This window comes from Streptomyces sp. JL2001 (assembly GCF_050917515.1).
GTDB lineage: Bacteria > Actinomycetota > Actinomycetes > Streptomycetales > Streptomycetaceae > Streptomyces.
The window spans coordinates 872096-889362 of record NZ_CP169421.1 but is presented as its reverse complement, the minus strand read 5'-3'; the positions used below and the strand labels follow the sequence as shown (position 1 = coordinate 889362).

The following is a 17267-nucleotide window of genomic DNA, read 5'->3' as shown; positions in this document are numbered from 1 at the left end:
CGGGCTGCCCGGGAGGGCGACCGGGAGGACGATGGAAGCGGTTGGGCCCCGCGCGCAGCCCCCGGCAGCCCGGCACGTGTAAGGGAGGACCCGCCATGGACGCGGCCGACGCCTACCGCAGCGTGCACCCTGCCGGCTCCCTCGCCACGCCCGAGCACGGGGGCCTGCTCGACATGCTGGGGGTCGCCGCGATCGTCCTCGACGCCGGCGGACGCATCACCCTGTGGAGCCCCCAGGCCGAGAAGCTCTTCGGCTGGACCGCCGAGGAGGCGCTCGGCCGGTACGCGGCCCGCCTGCTGGTCGCCGAAGAGGACGCCGGCCTCGTCCTCGACCTGTTCGCCCAGGTCATGACGGGTGGCGGGAGCTGGGCGGGGGTCTTCCCGATCCGGCACAAGAACGGCTCCTCCCGTCCCGTGGAGTTCCGCAACATGCGGCTCACCGACCAGGCGGGTGGCCGGTACGCGCTCGGCATCGCCGCCGACGAGTCCGTCGTCCGCGGCATCGAACGCAACCTCGCACTGTCCGCGCAGCTGGTGGCCCAGTCGCCGACCGGAGTGGCCGTCGCCGACACCGACCTGCGCCTCGTCCTGGTCAACCCGTCCTTCGAGCGGATCACCGGCCGGTCCGCCCAGGGCTGCCTCGGCCACGAGGCGGCCGAGAACCTGCCGTTCGGCGAACGCGAGGACGTCGAGGAGACCATGCGCCAGGTGCTCGCCACCGGCACCCCCCGGCTCGACCGCTTCGCCACCGAGCGCCCCCAGCACGGCGGCAACGGCAGCAACCGGGCGTGGCGGGTCTCGTACTACCGGCTGGAGGACTCCATCGGCCGGGTGATCGGTGTCGTCGCCACCGTGCTCGACGTCACCGAGCAGTACCGCGCCGACCTGCAGAGCTCCCAGGCCCGTCGCCGCCTCGCGGTGATCGCCCAGGCGTCCACGCGCATCGGCACCACGCTCAACCTGGAGCAGACCGCTCGCGAACTCGCCGACACCGTGGTCCCCGACCTCGCGGACATCGCCGCCGTCGACGTCCTGGACGCCGCCCTCCACCCGCGCACCCTGCACCGGCCGACCAGTGCCCCCACCGCCTTCCGGGCCCTCGCCGTCAAGACCGCCTACGCCACCAGCGCCGCCCGGGCCGCGGACCCCGTCGGCGAGATCACCCGGTACGAGGCCGACCGCCTCGTCACCCGCTGCGCCGCCACCGGCCGCACCGTCCATCTGGCCCACGTTCGCCCCGAAGACCTCCCCCGCATCGCCCGGGACGCGACCGCCGCCACGATCCTGGCCGAGGCCGGCATCCACTCCTACCTCGCCGTACCGCTCATCGCCCGCGGCGAGGTCCTCGGCGCGCTCGACCTCAAGCGGGCCCGCAACCCGCTGCCCTTCACCGCCGACGACATCCTGCTCGCCGAGGAGCTCGCCGCCCGCGCCGCCGTGTGCATCGACAACGCCCGCTGGTACCAGACCCAGCTCCAGGCGGCCACCACGCTCCAGCGCCACCTGCTGTCGCGCACCCCGCCCGATCCGCCGGGGCTGCGGGTGGCCTGCCGCTACCAGCCCGCCGGAACCGCCGGACACGTCGGCGGCGACTGGTTCGACGTCATCCCCCTCACCGACGGCACCACCGCCCTGGTCGTCGGCGACGTGATGGGCTCCGGCATCAACGCCGCCGCCACCATGGGCCAGCTGCGCACCGCCACCCGCACGCTGACCCGGCTCGGTCTCGAACCGGACGAGGTCCTGCGGCACCTCGACGTCCTCACCGGTGAACTCGACGAGATCATCGCCACCTGCGTCTACGCCCTGTGCGACCCGGCCGCCGGGCTCTGCCGCATCGCCCTGGCCGGCCACCCGCCGCCCGCCCTGACCCGGCCCGGCCACCCGCCCACCCTGCTCGACCTGCCGCCCGGCGCGCCCCTCGGCGCCGCCGAGAACATCCCGTTCACCACCACCCGGGTCGACCTGCCGCCCGGCGCCCGGCTCTTCCTGTACACCGACGGCCTCCTGGAGAGCCGCCACCACGCGCTCGACAGCCGCATGGACGCCCTCGTGCGGCACCTCTCCGGTTCGCCGCTGCCCCTGGAAGCCACCTGCGACGAACTGCTCGCCACACTGCCCGACCCGGACAGTGACGACGACGTCGCCCTCCTCATCGCCGAAGCCGCCGCCACGGACCAGGACACCACCGTCACCCGGGAAACCCCCAGGACCTAGGATCCAGCGCATGATCGCCGACCTGCAGTGCGTGGTGCTGGACTGTCCCGAACCCCGGAAGCTCGCCGAGTTCTACCGGGCGCTCCTCGGCGGCGCCGTCGACCGGCCGGACCGCCGGTGGGCCGTCGGCGAGGACTGGTCGACCCTGCACACGCCGTCCGGATTCGTCCTCGCCTTCCAGCGGGCGGCCGACCACCGTCCGCCGCGCCGGGGCGACCCCGCGGCGCCCCAGCAGCTCCACCCGGACTTCGGAGTGGCCGACCTCGACCGGGCCCACGACGAGGTGCTCGCCCTCGGGGCCACCGTGCTGGACGAGGGCGCCGGCGGGCGCTCCTGGCGCGTCTACGCCGACCCCGCCGGGCACCCCTTCTGCCTGGTCCGCCACTGACCCGCGGGCACGGCGCCGGCCACGGTCGGCCGCACCGGCGGCGCGTCCGGCGCCCGGCGCGGAACATGCGCCGGGCCTGTGGAGGTGCGAGAGTCGATCCATGCCGCGAAACCACGCGCCTCTCTTCACCCTGGACGGGACGGGGCAGGTGGTGCGCTGGAGCCCGGGCGCCGAGCGCCTGTTCGGCCGCCGGGACGAGGAGGCCGTCGGGCGGAGCGTGCCCGAACTCCTCGCCACGGGTCCCCCCGACGGCCGCTGGCTCGTCGGGCGCGTGCCCGGCGGCTCCGGCGAGCCGGAATGGGGCGTGTGGCAGGCCGGGGAGGACATGGGCGACCTGGACGAGGCCGTGCTCGACGCCGTCTTCACCCAGTCCGCCGTCGGTCTGCACGTCCTCGACCGCGACCTGCGCGCGGTTCGGGTGAATCCCGTGGCGGTGGGCATGCGGGGCGTCCCCCGAGAGGAGATCATCGGTCGGCCCGTCCTCGAGGTGTACGCCACGGAGGGCGTGACCGGCGTCGAGGGCATGCTGCGGGAGGTGCTGGAGACCGGCAGGCCCGTCCGGAACGCGCTGGTCCGCTTGCGCCCCCGCCTCGACCCGCAGCACGAGCACGTCTTCTCGACGGCCGTCCACCGCCTGGAGGACGGCTCCGGACAGCCGCTCGGGGTGGTCGTGACGGCCGTGGACGTCACCGACCGCGAACGGGCGCAGGCCCGCCTGCGCCTGCTGCACGACGTCCACGAACGGATCGGCAGCAGCCTGGACGTGGAGCGCACCGCCCGGGAACTCGTCGAGGTCACCGTGCCCCACTTCGCCGACTCGGTCCTGGTGGCCCTGACGGACGCGGTCCTGCGGGGCAGGGCTCCGGACCTGGTCCCCGAGGAGGGCGTACCGCTCCTGCGCTGTGCCGCCGTCGGCGGAGCCGCCGGTTTCGCCCCGGTCACGGAGGTCGGTACCGTCCTGCTGCCCGGACTCTTCGGCGACGAGCTCCCGAAGGCTCCGACGCTGCTGCCCACCGGGGAGCCGTACGGCGAACCGGGGGGCGGCGGTCCCGCGGGAATCCGGCTGGTCGCCCCCCTCGCGGTGCGGGGACAGATCTTCGGCGTCGTCGCCTTCCAGCGCCGGGACACCTCCGACCCCTTCGGCCCCGACGACCTCGCCCTCGCCGACGGCATCGTGGCCCGCACGGCGACCTGCCTGGAGAACGCGCTGCGCTTCACCCGCGAGCACATCGTCATGACCGCCCTGCAGAGCTGGTCGCTGCGGCAGGAGCAGACGACGCAGCGCGCCGTCGAGGTCGCCCAGCGCCACCGCCCCGGTGGCCGCGGCGGCGGATCCTGGTTCGACATCATCCCGCTGCCCGGTGCCCGCGTCGCCCTCGTGGTCGGGCAGGTCCAGCACGCCGGCCTCAGCGCCGTGGCGACCATGAGCCGGCTGCGGACCGCCGTCCACAGCCTCACCACGCTCGACCTGGACCCCCACGAACTCCTCGCCCGGCTGCACGCCACCACCCGTCGCCTGGCCCGGGAGCAGGGCCCCGACCCCCAGCTCGGCGAACCGACGGCGAGCTGCACGTTCGCGGTCTACGACCCGGTCGACGGGCGGCTCGACGTCGCCCGGGCGGGCGGCTCGCTCTTCGCCGTCGTCCGGCCCGACGGCTCGGTGGACCTCGAGCCGGTGGGCGAAGGATCTTTCCTCGGCGCGGACGGGCCGCCCTTCGCGAGCGCCGTCCACCTGCTCCCCGGGGGCAGCACCGTGTGCCTCGCCTCCGACGTGCGCGACGGGGCCGCCGACCCGACGACAGGGCGACTGGTGGCCGCCCTCGGCCGTCCGGACCGGGGCCCCGAGCCGATGGCGGACGACCTGCAGCGCATCCTCGAGCCCGACCGCGTCCTGCTGGTCGCCCGGACCCGGCTCCTGACCCCGGACGAGCTCAGGGAGTGGGACGTGCCGCTCGCCCGCTCGGCCGTGGCCGAAGCGCGGGCCCACGCGGCGGACCTCCTCGCGGAATGGGAGGTGCCCGTCGACTCCTTCGACGTGAAACTCGTCGTCAGCGAACTCGTCACCAACGCCGTCCGCTACGGCGCCGCACCGATCACCCTGCGGCTCGTCAGGAGCGACCGCACGCTGATCTGCGAGGTCATCGACGGCGCCCCGACCGCCCCCCACCTGCGCCACGCCAAGGCCGTCGACGAGGGCGGACGCGGCCTCCACATCTGCGCGACCGTGGCCGAGGGCTGGGGCGTGCGCTACGCGGACGACAGCAAGACGGTCTGGGCCGAGATCGCACTGGCACCGCAAGGGTAGGTCCGGTCCGGGGGATCCTCCCGCGCCCCGGGAAGACCGCCCGCCCGGATCAGCGCCGCGGCGCCGGGCGACCGCCGTACCCGGCCTCGCGGGAGCCCACGCGGCCCCCGCGAGGGCGACACCCCCTCCGGTAATCTGACCCCTCCCCCCACGAGGAGTTGTGTCAGTGGAGTTCCGGCTGCTCGGAGCGGTGTCCGTCGTCACCGGGGCCGGCGAACCGGCCCTCGGCCCCGCCAAGCGCCGCAGCCTGCTGGCGGCCCTGCTGCTGCGGCCCAACCGCCCCGTCCCGGTCGAGCAGTTGACGGCCGCCCTCTGGCACCACGAGCCGCCACCCCGGGCGCGCAGCGTCATCCAGGGGCACGTGTCCCGCCTGCGGGCGCTGCTCGCCGACGCGCACGCGGAGACCTACGGCGTCGAACTGGCCACGCAGGGACCGGCGTACGTCCTGCGGATGCCGGAAACCCTCCTGGACGCCCATCGGTTCGAGGAGCTGGTCGCCCTCGCCCGCGGGCAGCGCACGCCCGCCGAAGGCGTCGCGAGGTACGAGGAGGCGCTGGCGCTGTGGCAGGGCCCCGCGCTCACCGGCGCGTACCCGAGCCCGCCGCTCCAGGCCGCCGCCCACGCACTGGAGGAACTGCGCCTGGCCACCGTCGAGTCGCTGGCCGCCGGGTACGCGTGCCTGGGGGAGCACGCCCGGGCCGCGGCCGTACTGCGGGCCGAGGCCGACGCGCATCCGCTGCGCGAATCCCTGTCCGCCGCGCTGATGACGGCCCTGCGGCGCGCGGGCCGCCGCTCCGAGGCGCTCGACTGGTTCCACCGCACCCGCAGGCTGCTCGCCGAGGAACTGGGCGTCGACCCCGGCCGGGAACTCGCGGACGCCTACGCGTCGGCCCTGAGCGGGGAGGACGGCGGCGGCGACGCCGTCCGGCCGCACGGCCCGCCGGCCGTCCCGCTCACCGCGTACGAACCGTCGACGCCGCAGCCCATGGCGCCGGTCGACCTGCTGCCGCGCATGCCCCGCGGCTTCCACGGCCGCACCGCCGAACTCACCGCACTGTCCCGCGCCGCCGCCGGCGAGGCGCCCGTCTGCCTCGTCACCGGGCCCGCCGGCGTGGGCAAGACGGCGCTCGTGGTGCACTGGGCCCACCGCAACCGGGCCGGTTTCCCGGACGGTCTGCTCTACGCGGACCTGCGCGGTTTCGGGGACACCGGCGAACCGACCCCGCTGGAGGTGCTGCGGGAGTTCCTGCCCGCCCTCGGCGTCCCGCCCCGCCGGATCCCGGAGTCGGTGAACGGCGCGTCCGCCCTGTTCCGTTCGCTGGCCGCCGACCGCCGGCTCCTCGTGGTGCTGGACAACGCGCGTGGCTCCGGGCAGGTCCGCGGCCTGCTGCCGGGCGGGGCCCGCTGCGTCACCGTGGTCACCAGCCGGAACCGGCTGCGCGGACTCATCGCCTCGGACGCCGCCCGCCCCGTCCCCGTCGACGTGCTCGAACCGGAGGACGGCACGGCCCTGCTCCGTGCCGTCCTGGGAACGGAGCGCGTCACGGCCGAGGCGGTGGCCGCCCGGCGCCTCGCCGAGCTGTGCGGCGGTCTTCCCCTGGCGCTCCGGGTGGCGGCGGCCCGCCTCGCGGACCAGCCGGAGTGGTCCCTGAGCGCCATGGCCGACGAACTCTCCGACGAGTCGCGGCGACTGAGCCTGCTCGACGTCGAGGACACCGGGGTCCGGGCGGCGCTGCGGCTGACCGTGCGCCGGCTTCCCGAGGACGCCGCCCACCACTTCGCGCATCTCGGCCGCCACCCCGGTACCCACGTCGACCGGTACACGGCCGCCGCTCTGGCCGGCACCGGACCGGACGAGGCCGACGCCGCGCTAGACCGGCTGGCCGCGGCCCACCTCGTCACCCGGACCGCGCCGGGGCTCTGGACCCTCCACGACCTCGTGCGGCTCTACGCACGCGGCCTGGAAGCCGGGGCCGACACGGTCGTCCGGGTCCTCGACCACACCGTGGCCACGGCGCTGGCGGCGGCCGGCGCGGCCGAACCGGCGGCCGAATCCTGCTTCGCGCTGCCCGCGGACTTCCACGCCCCGCCGGCGATCCGGGAGTTCGCGGACCGCGCGCAGGCCATGGACTGGTACGCGGCCGAACGCGACGACCTGGTCCTGGCGGCCGAAGCCGCGCACGGCGCGGGACTGCACGGCCGGACCTGGCGGATCGTCCTGGCGCTCTGGCCGCAGATCGTGTGGCGGGTCCGCGGCGGCTGGACTCCGCTGCTGGAGACGGCACTCGCGGCGACCCGGGCCGACGGCGACATCCGCGCCGAGGCACGGGTCCTCGCCCTGCTCGGCTGGGTGCTGACCGAGGAGGGCCGCACGCGCGAGGCGCTGGTCCGCCTGGAGGCCGCCCCCGCGCTGGCCGCCCGGGCCGGCGACCCGCGCGGCGAGGCGACCGCGCTGGTCAACCTCTCCCTGGTCCAGGCGGAGCTGGGCGGCCTCGACGAGGCGGCGGAGCGCTGCGCGGCCGCCGCCCGGCTGGCCCGCACCACGGGCGACCGCCACACCGAGCGGCTCGCCCTGCACCATCTGGCGCGGCACCGGCTGGCCGCCGAGGAATGGCAGGAGGCGTTCGACGCGGCGACCGCCGCCCTGGACCTGGAGGACCCGAGGGAGACGCCGTCGGCGTCGCGCGTGCTGCTGTGCACGGCGGCGGGGGAGGCCCTGCTGGGCCGGGGCGACGAGGCCGAGGGCATCCGTCGCCTGGAGCGCGCCGCCCTCGACGCGGAGTCGACCGGCTTCGACGAGGGGGCGGTCGCGGCGCTGGGCGTCCTGCTGCGGGTCTCACCGGACGTGGGGCTGCGCGCCCGGTACGACGTGGCGAAGGCCCGCCTGACGGCGCGGGCCTGACCGGAGGCTCCACGGGACGGCCGCACCGGACCCCCGTCGGCGCCGCAGCCGTACGCCCCCGCCGCTCACACCGCACGGGGGCGGATCCGCGGGACCCGACCCCGTGCGGGGAGCGCGTGCCCGGTCATCTCCCGTCGTCGCTCCCGCGGTTCTGGAGCCGCCGCGTCCAGCGGATCACCAGGCGCATGAGCCAGATCAGGGTCAGCACCCACACAGCCGTGAAGGCCCAGATCAGAGCGGCCTTCTCGGTGGCGATGCCGAGGACCAGGAGCGCCAGGGACACCACGCCGAGCACCACGAGGACACGTCCCGACGGCCGTCTGCCCGCTCTCCGGGCACGCCCCGCCGACGGGTGGCCGGTGCGGCCGGTGCGGCCGGTGTGCGGATCGGGGGCGAGATCGCCCCGGCGCAGATCCTCCTCCAGTTCGGCCAGGATGCGCCGCTCGCGCGGGGAGAGCCGTGGTCCGTCCATCGCCGACACCTCCTTCGGTCCGGCGGGACGCCCCGGCGGGCGGCCTCGGCCTTCTTGTACCGACCCCCGGTTCAAGCGTGCCTCACCGCGCCGCTCCGGTCCTCCCGAGAGCAGATCTCGTACGCGTGCCCGCGAGGCCGAGACGCGTCCGCGGGTAGAATCCGGAGCGGAAACTCCCTGCTCCGGACGTTCACGAAGCGGCGGAACGGAGGTCCCTTTGTTCGGCTCCCCGAGCCCGACGGGCCCGCCCGACCACGCGGACCGCGCCGGCCGCACCGGATTCCCCGAAGAGATCCGGCGGCTGCGGGCACGGCTCGCACGCAGCCATCTCCTCGACCTCGCGACCGGCGTCCTCGCCGCGCAGCTGCGCCTGTCGCCGGCCGAGGCCGCCGAGCACCTGAACGCGCTCGCCGACGCGACCGGCCTCACCGCCGAGGATCTCGCGGCGGACATCGTGAACGCCGTCGGCAACGCCGCCGGGCCCCCGCTCACCGTCCCGGCCGAGGAGGACGACGCGCCCCCGCCCCACCCGGGCCCCGCCCGCCTGGCCCGCCGCGCCGCCGCGGCGGCCGAGACCGCCGACAGCGTCGGCGAGGCCGCCCGGACCCTGCTCGCCGAGGGACTCGCGCCGCACGGCGCGGAGAGCCTGTGGCTGTGGCGGAGCGCCGACTCGGGCTGCCTGCGGCTCGCCGGACACGCGGGCGTGGGCGCCTCCGAGGCGGTGGCCTGGCAGTGGATCCCCCCGGCGGCGCCCGGCCCCTTCCGTACCGTCCTGAAGGACGCGCTCCCCGTCTGGCTGGACGACGGACCGCGGGGTGACACGCTCCTCCCGGGCCCGTCGGCGCACGCCGCCCGCGCCGTGCTGCCGCTGCGCCGGCGCGGCACGACGGTCGGTCTCGCCCTCGTCGGCTGGCCCGGCCCCGCCGCCCTCGGCACCACCGTGCGGCGAGCCGTCACCGGCCTGATGGAGGTGGCGGGCACGGTCCTGGACGCCGACGACGCCGAGGAGCCGGCCGCCCCGGTACTCGTGGACGTGCTCGACGCGCTCGCCCGCCCCGCCATGCTGCTGCGCGCGGACGGGGACGGCGGTTCACCGACCGTGGAGCACGTCAACGAGGAGGGCGTCGCGGCGCTCGGGGACGCGTCTTTTGCCGGCGACCGCTCCCTCTCCCTCGTCTTCCCGCTGGTCCACAGCGACCTCGCCCACCTGGCACGCCGCGCGGTCGACACCGCCCGCGTCCAGCGGGCCGCCCGCCTCCCCGCCACGGCCCGGCCCGGACAGGCGCCGCTCCTCGACGTGCGCGTCCTGCCGGCCGGCGCCGAGCGGGCCGTGGTGCTCTGGCACACGGTCGGTGACGTGGGCATCGCCACGCGCCGGGCCGTGGCGCGCCTGCAGAGCGTGGCCACCTTCCAGGACAGCCTGGCCGACGCCGGGACGGTCTGGTCGGAGCAGGCTTTCGACATGTTCGGGATGGCGCGCGACGAGCCGCCGGTGCCCCTCCTCGGGCTGCGGGCGCGGGTGCACCGGGACGACGGCGAGGCCCTCACCGAGCTGCTGACCACCCTCACCCGGCGCCGGAGCGGCGCGCAGACGGTGCTCCGGATCGTGCTCCCCGACGGAAGGGTGCGCCATGTACGCGTGGCGGCCGAACCGCTGCTCACCGGAGACACGCTCACCGGCTTCGCCGGGGTGTTCCAGGACGTCTCGGACAGCCGGCGCACCGAGGTCGCGCTGACCGCGACCTTCGACCACCTCATCGAGGTCCGCAACCAGGCCGAGATGCGGCACCAACTCGCCCTCCAGCTCCAGCAGGCGATCGTGCCCGAGGTCCCGGGCGTCCAGGAGCTCCCCGGCGACCTGGTGGTGGCCGTCCGCTACCGGCCGGCCGCGGAGGAGTACCGGGTCGGCGGCGACTGGTACGACGTCCTGGAACTGCCCGACGGCCAGGTCCTGATGACCGTCGGCGACATCGCGGGCCACGGGATCGACTCCGTCACCGGGATGGTCGCGCTCCGCAACGCCCAGCGCGCGCTCGCCTTCACCGGCCACCCGCCCGGGCGCCTGATGGGCTGGCTCAACGAGGTCACCCTGCGCACCGGCGGCGGCATCACCGCGACCGCGGTGTGCGCGCTGTACGACCCCGAGGACCGCGGGCTGGTCTGGTCGAGCGCCGGGCACCTGCCCCCGCTGCTGATCCGGGACGGCCGGGCCCGCCTGCTCGACCCGCCGCGCGACCTCCTGCTCGGCGCCGCGCCCGCGATCACGTACCGCGAACAGCACACCCCGCTCCGCCCGGGCGACACGCTGCTGCTCTACACCGACGGCCTGATCGAGCGCCGCCACGACGATCTCGGCGCGGGCCTCGAACGGCTGGTGGCCGAGGCGGAGCGCCTCGCGGGCCGGGCACCGGACCGGCTCGTGGACGACCTGCTCAGCGCCGCCACGGGCGACACGGACGACGACACGAGCATCGTGGCGGTACAGCTCCGCGGGCGGGCCCAGGGGCACTGAGGCGACGGGCCAGGCCGGGACCGGGCCGGGTCGGGGCCGACGGGAACTCCGCCGCCCCGGAGCCGGGCGAGCCGGTCCGGTCAGCCCGTCACTCCCGTAGCCACGCGCGGATCTTGGCCGCCAGCTCCGCCTCGTCCACCGGCTTGGCCACGTAGTCGTCGGCGCCCGCCTCCAGGGCGCGCGCACGGTCGCCCGGCATCGCCTTCGCCGTCACCACGATCACGGGGAGCGCGGTCCGGCCGGGCAGCCTCCGCAGTTCCTTGATGGCCGTGTAGCCGTCCATGCCGGCCATCATCACGTCCATCAGGACGAGCCGGATCTCGTCGTGCGCGGCGAGCAGGTCGAGCCCGGCTCGGCCGCCGTCCGCCGTGAGGACGCGCAGGCCCTGGCCTTCGAGGACCTCGGTGAGGGCGAAGACGTTGCGGGCGTCGTCGTCGACGACCAGCACGGTGGTCCCGCCGGCCGTCGGCGCCGGGGCGCCGCCGACGGCGGTCCCCGGGGAGACGGCGACCCCCTGGGCGGCTTCCCGGCCCGCCTCCGGGGCCGGGCCCGCCGCGTCGCCGCCCGCCGGGTGCGCGGCGGGGAGGTAGAACGTGAAGCGGCTGCCCCGGCCCGGCGTGCTCGCCACCTCGATCGTGCCCCCGAGGAGCCCGGCCACCTCGCGGCTGATGGAGAGCCCCAGGCCCGTGCCGCCGTACCGGCGCGCGGTGGTGCCGTCGCCCTGCTGGAACGCCTCGAAGATGTTCTCCAGTCGCTCGACGGGGATGCCGACGCCGGTGTCCGTCACCCGGAACGCGAGGACGGGCCGGCCCTCGCGCACGGCGGTCGGCGCCTCCCGTGGATCCGCCCAGCCGACCGAGAGCTCGACCCTGCCCTCGTCGGTGAACTTCAGCGCGTTGGAGAGCAGGTTGCGCAGGATCTGCCGCAGCCGCGCCTCGTCGGTGGTGAGCTCCTCGGGCACGTCGGGCGCGACCGTGACGGCGAACTCCAGCGCGCGTTCGTCGGCCACCGGCCCGAAGGTCGCCTCCAGGTACTCGATGAGCTCGCGCAGGGCGAACGGCTCGTGCCGGATCTCCATCTTGCCCGCCTCGACCTTCGACAGGTCGAGGATGTCGTTGATCAGCTGGAGCAGATCGGAGCCCGCGGAGTGGATGACCTCGGCGTAGTCGATCTGCTTGTCCGTGAGGTTTCCCTGGGGGTTCTGCGCGAGCAGCCGCGCCAGGATCAGGAGACTGTTGAGCGGGGTGCGCAGCTCGTGGCTCATGTTGGCGAGGAACTCCGACTTGTACATCGAGGTCCGCGACAGCTGCTGGGCCCGCGCCTCCAGCTCCTGGCGTGCCTGCTCGATGACCAGGTTCTTGGATTCGATGTCCTTGTTGCGTTGCGCGAGCAGCGTCGCCTTCTCCTTCAACTCCGCGTTGGAACGCTGGAGTTCCTCCTGCCGGATCCGCAGCTCCTCGGAGCTGGAGCGGAGCTCGTCGGCCAGGCGCCGCGACTGGCCGAGCAGTTCGTCGGTGCGCAGGTTCGCGAACAGCGAGCTCAGGACGGCTCCCGCGCTGTCCACGAACCGGTCGAGGAAGTCGCGCTGCAACACGGTGAAGGGACGCAGCGCGGCGAACTCGACGACTCCCAGGACCTGTTCCTCCACCACGATCGGCAGTACGACCAGCGTGCTCGGCTCGGCGGAGCCCGCCCCGGAGACGATGGTCGCGTATCCGGCGGGCACCTGTTCGACGACGAGGGCGCGCCGGTCGCGCGCGGCCTGCCCCACCAGGGACTGACCCGACCGGAACCGGCGCTGCGGCTCGTCCGGGTCGTCGGGGGAGCCGTAGGAGGCGGTCATGACGAACTCGGTGCCGCGCTCGTCGTCCCGCGCGAGGAAGAAGGCCCCGTACTGGGCGGAGACCAGGGGCGGCACCTCGGTCATGCTCAGTTCGGCGATCTGGGGCAGGCTCCGGGTGCCCTGGAGGAGCCCGGTGATCCGGGCGAGGTTGGTCTGCAGCCAGTCCTGCTCCTCGTTGGCCCGGGTGGTGGCCCGCAGCGACTCGACCATCGAGTTGATGTTGTCCCGCAGCTCCCCGACCTCGCCGGGCGCCTCGACGGTGATGGAGCGGGTCAGGTCGCCCTCGGCGACGGCGCTGGTGACCTCGGCGATGGCGCGGACCTGCCGGGTGAGGTTGCCGGCGAGCTCGTTGACGTTCTCGGTGAGCCGCTTCCACGTGCCGGATACGCCCTCGACCTCGGCCTGGCCGCCGAGCTTGCCCTCCGTGCCGACCTCGCGGGCGACCCGGGTGACCTCGGCGGCGAAGGAGGACAGCTGGTCGACCATGGTGTTGATCGTGGTCTTCAGCTCCAGGATCTCGCCGCGCGCCGAGACGTCGATCCGGCTGGTCAGGTCGCCCTGGGCGACGGCGGTGGTGACCTGGGCGATGTTGCGGACCTGGTTGGTCAGGTTGTCCGCCATCGAGTTGACGTTGTCGGTCAGGTCCTTCCAGGTGCCGGAGACCCCGCGGACGGTGGCCTGGCCGCCGAGCTTGCCCTCCGTGCCGACCTCGCGGGCGACCCGGGTGACCTCCTCGGCGAAGGAGGACAGCTGGTCGACCATGGTGTTGATGGTCTGCTTCAGTTCCAGGATCTCGCCGCGCGCGTCCACCCGGATCTTCTGCGTGAGGTCCCCGCGGGCGACGGCCGTCGCCACCTGGGCGATCGACCGCACCTGGGACGTCAGGTTGTCGGCCATCTGGTTGAACCCGGAAGTCAGTTCCTGCCACACGCCACGCGCCCGCGGCTCGCGGACCCGGCCGCCGAGCAGTCCCTGTCCGCCGACCTCGCCGGCGACCCGGGTGACCTCGGATGTGACGAGCGTGAGCTGGGCGACCATGTCGTTGTAGACCCCGGCGATCTCGCCGTGGATGCCTCCCGCGGCCCCGGCCAGCCGGACGGACAGGTCCCCGTCCCGCACCGCGGTGAGTCCGGCCAGCAGTTGCCGGAGGCCGTCCTCGCCGAACTCCGCGTGCGTCAGGTCCGCGCCGGCGGGTGGTCTGCGCTCTGCCATGAGGACCTCGCACAGGACGATCGTTACGGCCCGGGCGCGGAGCACGGTCGCTTGCCGCACCACGTCTCCACTTTAGGGCGTGTCCCGTCGATCAGGCCTGGATCGGCGAGCAGGACGGCGGGAGCCCCGCAGGACCGGTGGGGACACCCCTTCGGGGGCGTCCCGCCGGCCCCGGTCGGATCAGGGAGACCCCTCGTCCGGGGCCAGCACCTCCACCTCGAACCACACCGCCTTGCCCGGTCCCCGCGGTACCCAGCCCCAGGCCGCCGAGAGCCGCTCCAGCAGATACAGACCGTGACCGGAGGCGCGCGCCGCCCGGTGGGGGCCGTGCGGCCGGGGACGAACCGGGCTCGTGTCGCTGACCTGCACCCAGAGCCGGCCGCCCGTGCGGTCGAGCCGCAGCTCGTACGGGACGCCCCCGTGGGCGCACGCGTTGGCGACGACCTCCGAGACGAGGAGCAGGGCGTCGCCGGGGGCGAGCAGTCCCGCGTCGCCCGCCGGGCCGAACCAGTCCGAGAGGGCCTGCCGGGTCAGATCGCGGCATTCGCCCACCACGCCGGACCCGTCACGCAGCTCGTACCGCCGTGTGCGGGAGGTCGCCCGGTCGTTGCCGATGGCCATGCTGTGCCGCTTTCCATGACGATTCCGTGTCAAACCACTCAAACAGGGCATTCTTCATGCAGGACGTCAGTCCGACGGCCCTGCCGTCGCCCCTCGGGCCACGGCGAAGGGCCCGCTCCTCCGTGGAGGGATCCGCATGGGCACCACCGGCACACCGATCGCCATCGAACGGCCGCAGACCGACGCCGCGCTGCGTCGGGCGGCTCTGGGCGGGGTGCCGGAGATAGCCAGGCCGGCGGCCGTCCCCACGGGCGAGGCCCGCACCCTGTCCGCCGCGCTCTTCACGCGCCTGGCGGAACTGGAGGAGGGCACGCCCGGGTACGCGTACGTCCGCAACACCCTCATCGAGCTCAACCTCAGCCTGGTCAAGTTCGCCGCCCGCAGGTTCAGGAACCGGGCCGAGCCGATGGAGGACATCATCCAGATCGGCACGATCGGGCTGATCAAGGCGATCGACCGCTTCGACCCCGAGCGCGGCATCGACTTCTCGGCGTTCGCCCTGCCGACCGTGGTCGGCGAGATGAAGCGTTTCTTCCGTGACACCAGCTGGGCCGTCCGGGTGCCCCGCCGTCTCCAGGAACTGCGCATCGACGTGGCGAAGGCCGTCGATGTCCTGGAGCAGCAGCTCGGGCACCGTCCCAGCCGCGCCGAACTCGCCGACCACCTCCACGTCGACGTGGAGAGCGTCGCCGAGGGCGAACTGGCCTCGAACGGCTACGTGGCCCGGTCGCTCGACGCGCCGGCCGGGGAGGACCGCGCCGACCCCGGTACGGGCACCCGGCACCTGGCCGCCGAGGAGTCCTCGTACGAGCTGGTCGAATGCCTGGAGTCGCTGAAGCCGCTCATCGCCGGGCTCGACGCCCGGGACCGCGAGATCCTCTCGCTGCGGTTCGGTCAGGAACTCACGCAGGCGCAGATCGGCGAGCGCCTCGGGCTCTCCCAGATGCACATCTCGCGTCTGCTCGCCCGGATCCTCGACGAACTCAAGGACGGTCTTCTCGACGACCCCGGTGCCACGGCGGACGGGACGGACGTCTGACCTCCACCCACACCACCTTGCCGGCCGCGCCCCCGCCCCGGACCTCGGAGCCCCAGTCGCCCGCCAGCCGGTCCAGCACCATCAGTCCGTGCCCGCCGGGCAGGGACGGTGAGCGCGCCGGGTAGGCGTGCGGGTGCTCGGGGTTCGCGTCCGCGACCTCGAAGCGCAGGTACCCGTCCGCGTGCCGCAGCACCAGCTCCTCAGGCCCGCCGGCGTGCAGGCACGCGTTCGTCACCACTTCCGAGACCAGCAGCAGGACGTCGTCCACCCGCTGCTCGGCCTCCTCGCTCTCGGCGGGGATCCAGCCCCAGTCCGCCAACGCCTCCGTGGTGAAGTCCCGGCACCGGCCGACCACGCCCTTGGTGCCGGACAGTACGAGCCGTCGCACCTGTGCCATCTTGCCGTCCTGGTCGCCCATGTCTCCCTCCGCAGCCGCGGGTCCCGCGTGGTTATTCACCCTGCCCGCTGTCCGCCAGTGCATCCGCGAGACCGTCGTACACCCGGAAGACCCTCCGGGCCCCGGTGATCTCGAACATCCGGTCCACCGGCGCGTGCAGCCCGGCGAGGTCCACCCGCCCCCCGCTCTCCATCAGCCGCAGTCGCGTCCTGAGCAGGACGTTCAGTCCCGTGGAGTCGCAGAACCTCAGATCCGAGCAGTCGATCACGATCCTCGTCGTGCCGTCCTGCTCCTCCAGCGCGCTCTGCAGGGGCTGCGCCGTGTCGTGGTCCAGCTCGCCGGTCAGTGCCAGGACGACCACACCGGGTGTCCCGGCCTGGCGCGTCTCCACGAGGAACCTCTCCGAGCGCGCGGTGTTCCGGTCTCCGGTCCGGCCATGGGCCTCCATGTGCTGCCCGCCTCCTCGTGGGTAGCCGCAGATGTCCTATGTGTCTCTTGCCCCTTTTTTGATGGTTTGTGACAGGTGGATCACGGTCGACGTGTGCGGGTCCGCGGGAGGGGTAGGCGCGGGACGTCCATGCCGAGCCCCCTCGCCGGGGAGTCACACGGAAGGCGACGTCATGAGCGAGTCGAAGGACAAGGCCAAGGGCAAGGCCCAGGAGGTCAAGGGCAAGGCCAAGGAACAGATCGGCGAGACCGTCGGTGACCACCGAATGCAGGCCGAGGGCCGTGCTGAACAGGTGGCGGGCAAGGCGAAGGTCACGGCGGCCGAGGCGATGCGCCGGATGAAGAAGCACGGCGACGACATGTAGCGAGGACGTCATGATCTCCGTTGCCGACGCCCCCGGCCCTCCGTCCGCGCGGGCCGGATCGGGCGTGGAACTGATCCGCCTGAGTCTGCGTTTCGCCGAGCCGGACGCCCCGGTCGCGGTCCCGGTCGCCCCGGCGGGCGAGGAACCGGCCCCCTTCCCGTTGCGGGAGGGGATCGAATGCCGGGCCGTCGTGGAGTTCCAGGTCCTCGGACGGCAGGCCACGGGCCTGCGCGTCGTGGACCGCCGCCTGCGCGACGGCGTCGCCGTCGGCGGGCGCGAGGTGGTGCTCGGGGACTTCCGGCACGGCGGTCCGTACGAGCTGTCGCTGCCCCCGGAACGGCTCCCGATCGGACCGCGGGCCCGGGGCGTGTACGAGGTGCGCGTGGCCCTGGTCGACGGCGGGGACCACGTCCTCGCCGAGCGCGCGTACCGGTTCGAGATCACGAAGGACGGTGCCGCGCCGGTCCCCACGTGACGCGCGGAGACCGCCGGCGCCCGCCGGGGCGGCACGGCCGCCGGACAGCACGTCCGGGGTCCGGGCCGTCGCG

General features: G+C 74.5%; 13 protein-coding genes. 8 read left to right on the top strand and 5 right to left on the bottom strand.

Annotated elements, in window-relative coordinates; translation table 11 throughout:
* Positions 1-95 precede the first annotated feature (95 nt).
* The 4 genes from ACE1OA_RS03925 to ACE1OA_RS03910 all read left to right on the top strand — a co-directional run bounded on the left by ACE1OA_RS03925 (position 96) and on the right by ACE1OA_RS03910 (position 7811).
* The gene (locus tag ACE1OA_RS03925; RefSeq protein ID WP_356601852.1) at positions 96-2216 is read left to right on the top strand and encodes a SpoIIE family protein phosphatase; all 2121 of its coding nucleotides are present in this window, start codon (positions 96-98) and stop codon (positions 2214-2216) included.
* 10 nt (positions 2217-2226) lie between these two features.
* On the top strand, positions 2227-2604 hold the full coding sequence (locus ACE1OA_RS03920) for a VOC family protein (protein WP_432752271.1): 378 nt from the start codon (positions 2227-2229) through the stop codon (positions 2602-2604).
* Positions 2605-2704: 100 nt separating this feature from the next.
* Entirely contained in the window at positions 2705-4909 is a 2205-nt protein-coding gene (locus ACE1OA_RS03915) for a PAS domain-containing protein (protein WP_432752270.1), read from the top strand.
* Positions 4910-5075: 166 nt separating this feature from the next.
* Complete coding sequence (locus ACE1OA_RS03910; RefSeq protein WP_432752269.1) at positions 5076-7811, top strand: BTAD domain-containing putative transcriptional regulator; 2736 nt, start codon at positions 5076-5078, stop codon at positions 7809-7811.
* Between the two features lie 124 nt (positions 7812-7935).
* Here the strand turns inward: ACE1OA_RS03910 and ACE1OA_RS03905 are convergent, their stop codons facing one another.
* Positions 7936-8283 carry a DUF3040 domain-containing protein gene (locus tag ACE1OA_RS03905; RefSeq protein WP_384868158.1) on the bottom strand — a complete coding sequence of 116 codons (348 nt, stop codon included), beginning with the start codon at positions 8281-8283 and terminating at the stop codon, positions 7936-7938.
* Positions 8284-8500: 217 nt separating this feature from the next.
* On the opposite strand from ACE1OA_RS03905, the gene ACE1OA_RS03900 reads away from it, so the two are divergent.
* Positions 8501-10795 (top strand): SpoIIE family protein phosphatase, encoded by a 2295-nt coding sequence (locus ACE1OA_RS03900; protein WP_384868156.1) that lies wholly within the window; start codon positions 8501-8503, stop codon positions 10793-10795.
* A gap of 88 nt (positions 10796-10883) precedes the next feature.
* Here the strand turns inward: ACE1OA_RS03900 and ACE1OA_RS03895 are convergent, their stop codons facing one another.
* Together ACE1OA_RS03895 and ACE1OA_RS03890 are read right to left on the bottom strand one after the other, a co-directional pair.
* Positions 10884-13850 (bottom strand): hybrid sensor histidine kinase/response regulator, encoded by a 2967-nt coding sequence (locus tag ACE1OA_RS03895; RefSeq protein WP_384868192.1) that lies wholly within the window; start codon positions 13848-13850, stop codon positions 10884-10886.
* Between the two features lie 180 nt (positions 13851-14030).
* The gene (locus ACE1OA_RS03890) at positions 14031-14471 is read right to left on the bottom strand and encodes an ATP-binding protein (RefSeq protein ID WP_356601864.1); all 441 of its coding nucleotides are present in this window, start codon (positions 14469-14471) and stop codon (positions 14031-14033) included.
* A 136-nt stretch (positions 14472-14607) separates the two neighbouring features.
* Here ACE1OA_RS03890 and ACE1OA_RS03885 point away from each other — a divergent pair, with 136 nt between their 5' ends.
* Complete coding sequence (locus tag ACE1OA_RS03885; RefSeq protein WP_356601866.1) at positions 14608-15510, top strand: SigB/SigF/SigG family RNA polymerase sigma factor; 903 nt, start codon at positions 14608-14610, stop codon at positions 15508-15510.
* On the opposite strand, the gene ACE1OA_RS03880 is transcribed toward ACE1OA_RS03885, so the two are convergent.
* Positions 15455-15928: an ATP-binding protein gene (locus ACE1OA_RS03880; protein WP_356601868.1), complete on the bottom strand. Its 474-nt coding sequence runs from the start codon at positions 15926-15928 to the stop codon at positions 15455-15457. The genes ACE1OA_RS03885 and ACE1OA_RS03880 overlap by 56 nt on opposite strands.
* Positions 15929-15959: 31 nt before the next feature.
* Positions 15960-16355: an STAS domain-containing protein gene (locus ACE1OA_RS03875; protein ID WP_432752268.1), complete on the bottom strand. Its 396-nt coding sequence runs from the start codon at positions 16353-16355 to the stop codon at positions 15960-15962.
* A 172-nt stretch (positions 16356-16527) separates the two neighbouring features.
* On the opposite strand from ACE1OA_RS03875, the gene ACE1OA_RS03870 reads away from it, so the two are divergent.
* Positions 16528-16719 carry a CsbD family protein gene (locus ACE1OA_RS03870; protein ID WP_384868153.1) on the top strand — a complete coding sequence of 64 codons (192 nt, stop codon included), beginning with the start codon at positions 16528-16530 and terminating at the stop codon, positions 16717-16719.
* 10 nt (positions 16720-16729) lie between these two features.
* Complete coding sequence (locus tag ACE1OA_RS03865) at positions 16730-17194, top strand: hypothetical protein (protein ID WP_356601874.1); 465 nt, start codon at positions 16730-16732, stop codon at positions 17192-17194.
* Positions 17195-17267: the final 73 nt, after the last annotated feature.

Coding starts and splice junctions, on each gene's coding strand:
- ACE1OA_RS03925 (WP_356601852.1), top strand. CDS start 96: ATGGACGCGGCCGACGCCTACCGCAGCGTGCACCCTGCCGGCTCCCTC.
- ACE1OA_RS03920 (WP_432752271.1), top strand. CDS start 2,227: ATGATCGCCGACCTGCAGTGCGTGGTGCTGGACTGTCCCGAACCCCGG.
- ACE1OA_RS03915 (WP_432752270.1), top strand. CDS start 2,705: ATGCCGCGAAACCACGCGCCTCTCTTCACCCTGGACGGGACGGGGCAG.
- ACE1OA_RS03905 (WP_384868158.1), bottom strand. CDS start 8,283: ATGGACGGACCACGGCTCTCCCCGCGCGAGCGGCGCATCCTGGCCGAA.
- ACE1OA_RS03895 (WP_384868192.1), bottom strand. CDS start 13,850: ATGGCAGAGCGCAGACCACCCGCCGGCGCGGACCTGACGCACGCGGAG.
- ACE1OA_RS03890 (WP_356601864.1), bottom strand. CDS start 14,471: ATGGCCATCGGCAACGACCGGGCGACCTCCCGCACACGGCGGTACGAG.
- ACE1OA_RS03885 (WP_356601866.1), top strand. CDS start 14,608: ATGGGCACCACCGGCACACCGATCGCCATCGAACGGCCGCAGACCGAC.
- ACE1OA_RS03880 (WP_356601868.1), bottom strand. CDS start 15,928: ATGGGCGACCAGGACGGCAAGATGGCACAGGTGCGACGGCTCGTACTG.
- ACE1OA_RS03875 (WP_432752268.1), bottom strand. CDS start 16,355: ATGGAGGCCCATGGCCGGACCGGAGACCGGAACACCGCGCGCTCGGAG.
- ACE1OA_RS03870 (WP_384868153.1), top strand. CDS start 16,528: ATGAGCGAGTCGAAGGACAAGGCCAAGGGCAAGGCCCAGGAGGTCAAG.
- ACE1OA_RS03865 (WP_356601874.1), top strand. CDS start 16,730: ATGATCTCCGTTGCCGACGCCCCCGGCCCTCCGTCCGCGCGGGCCGGA.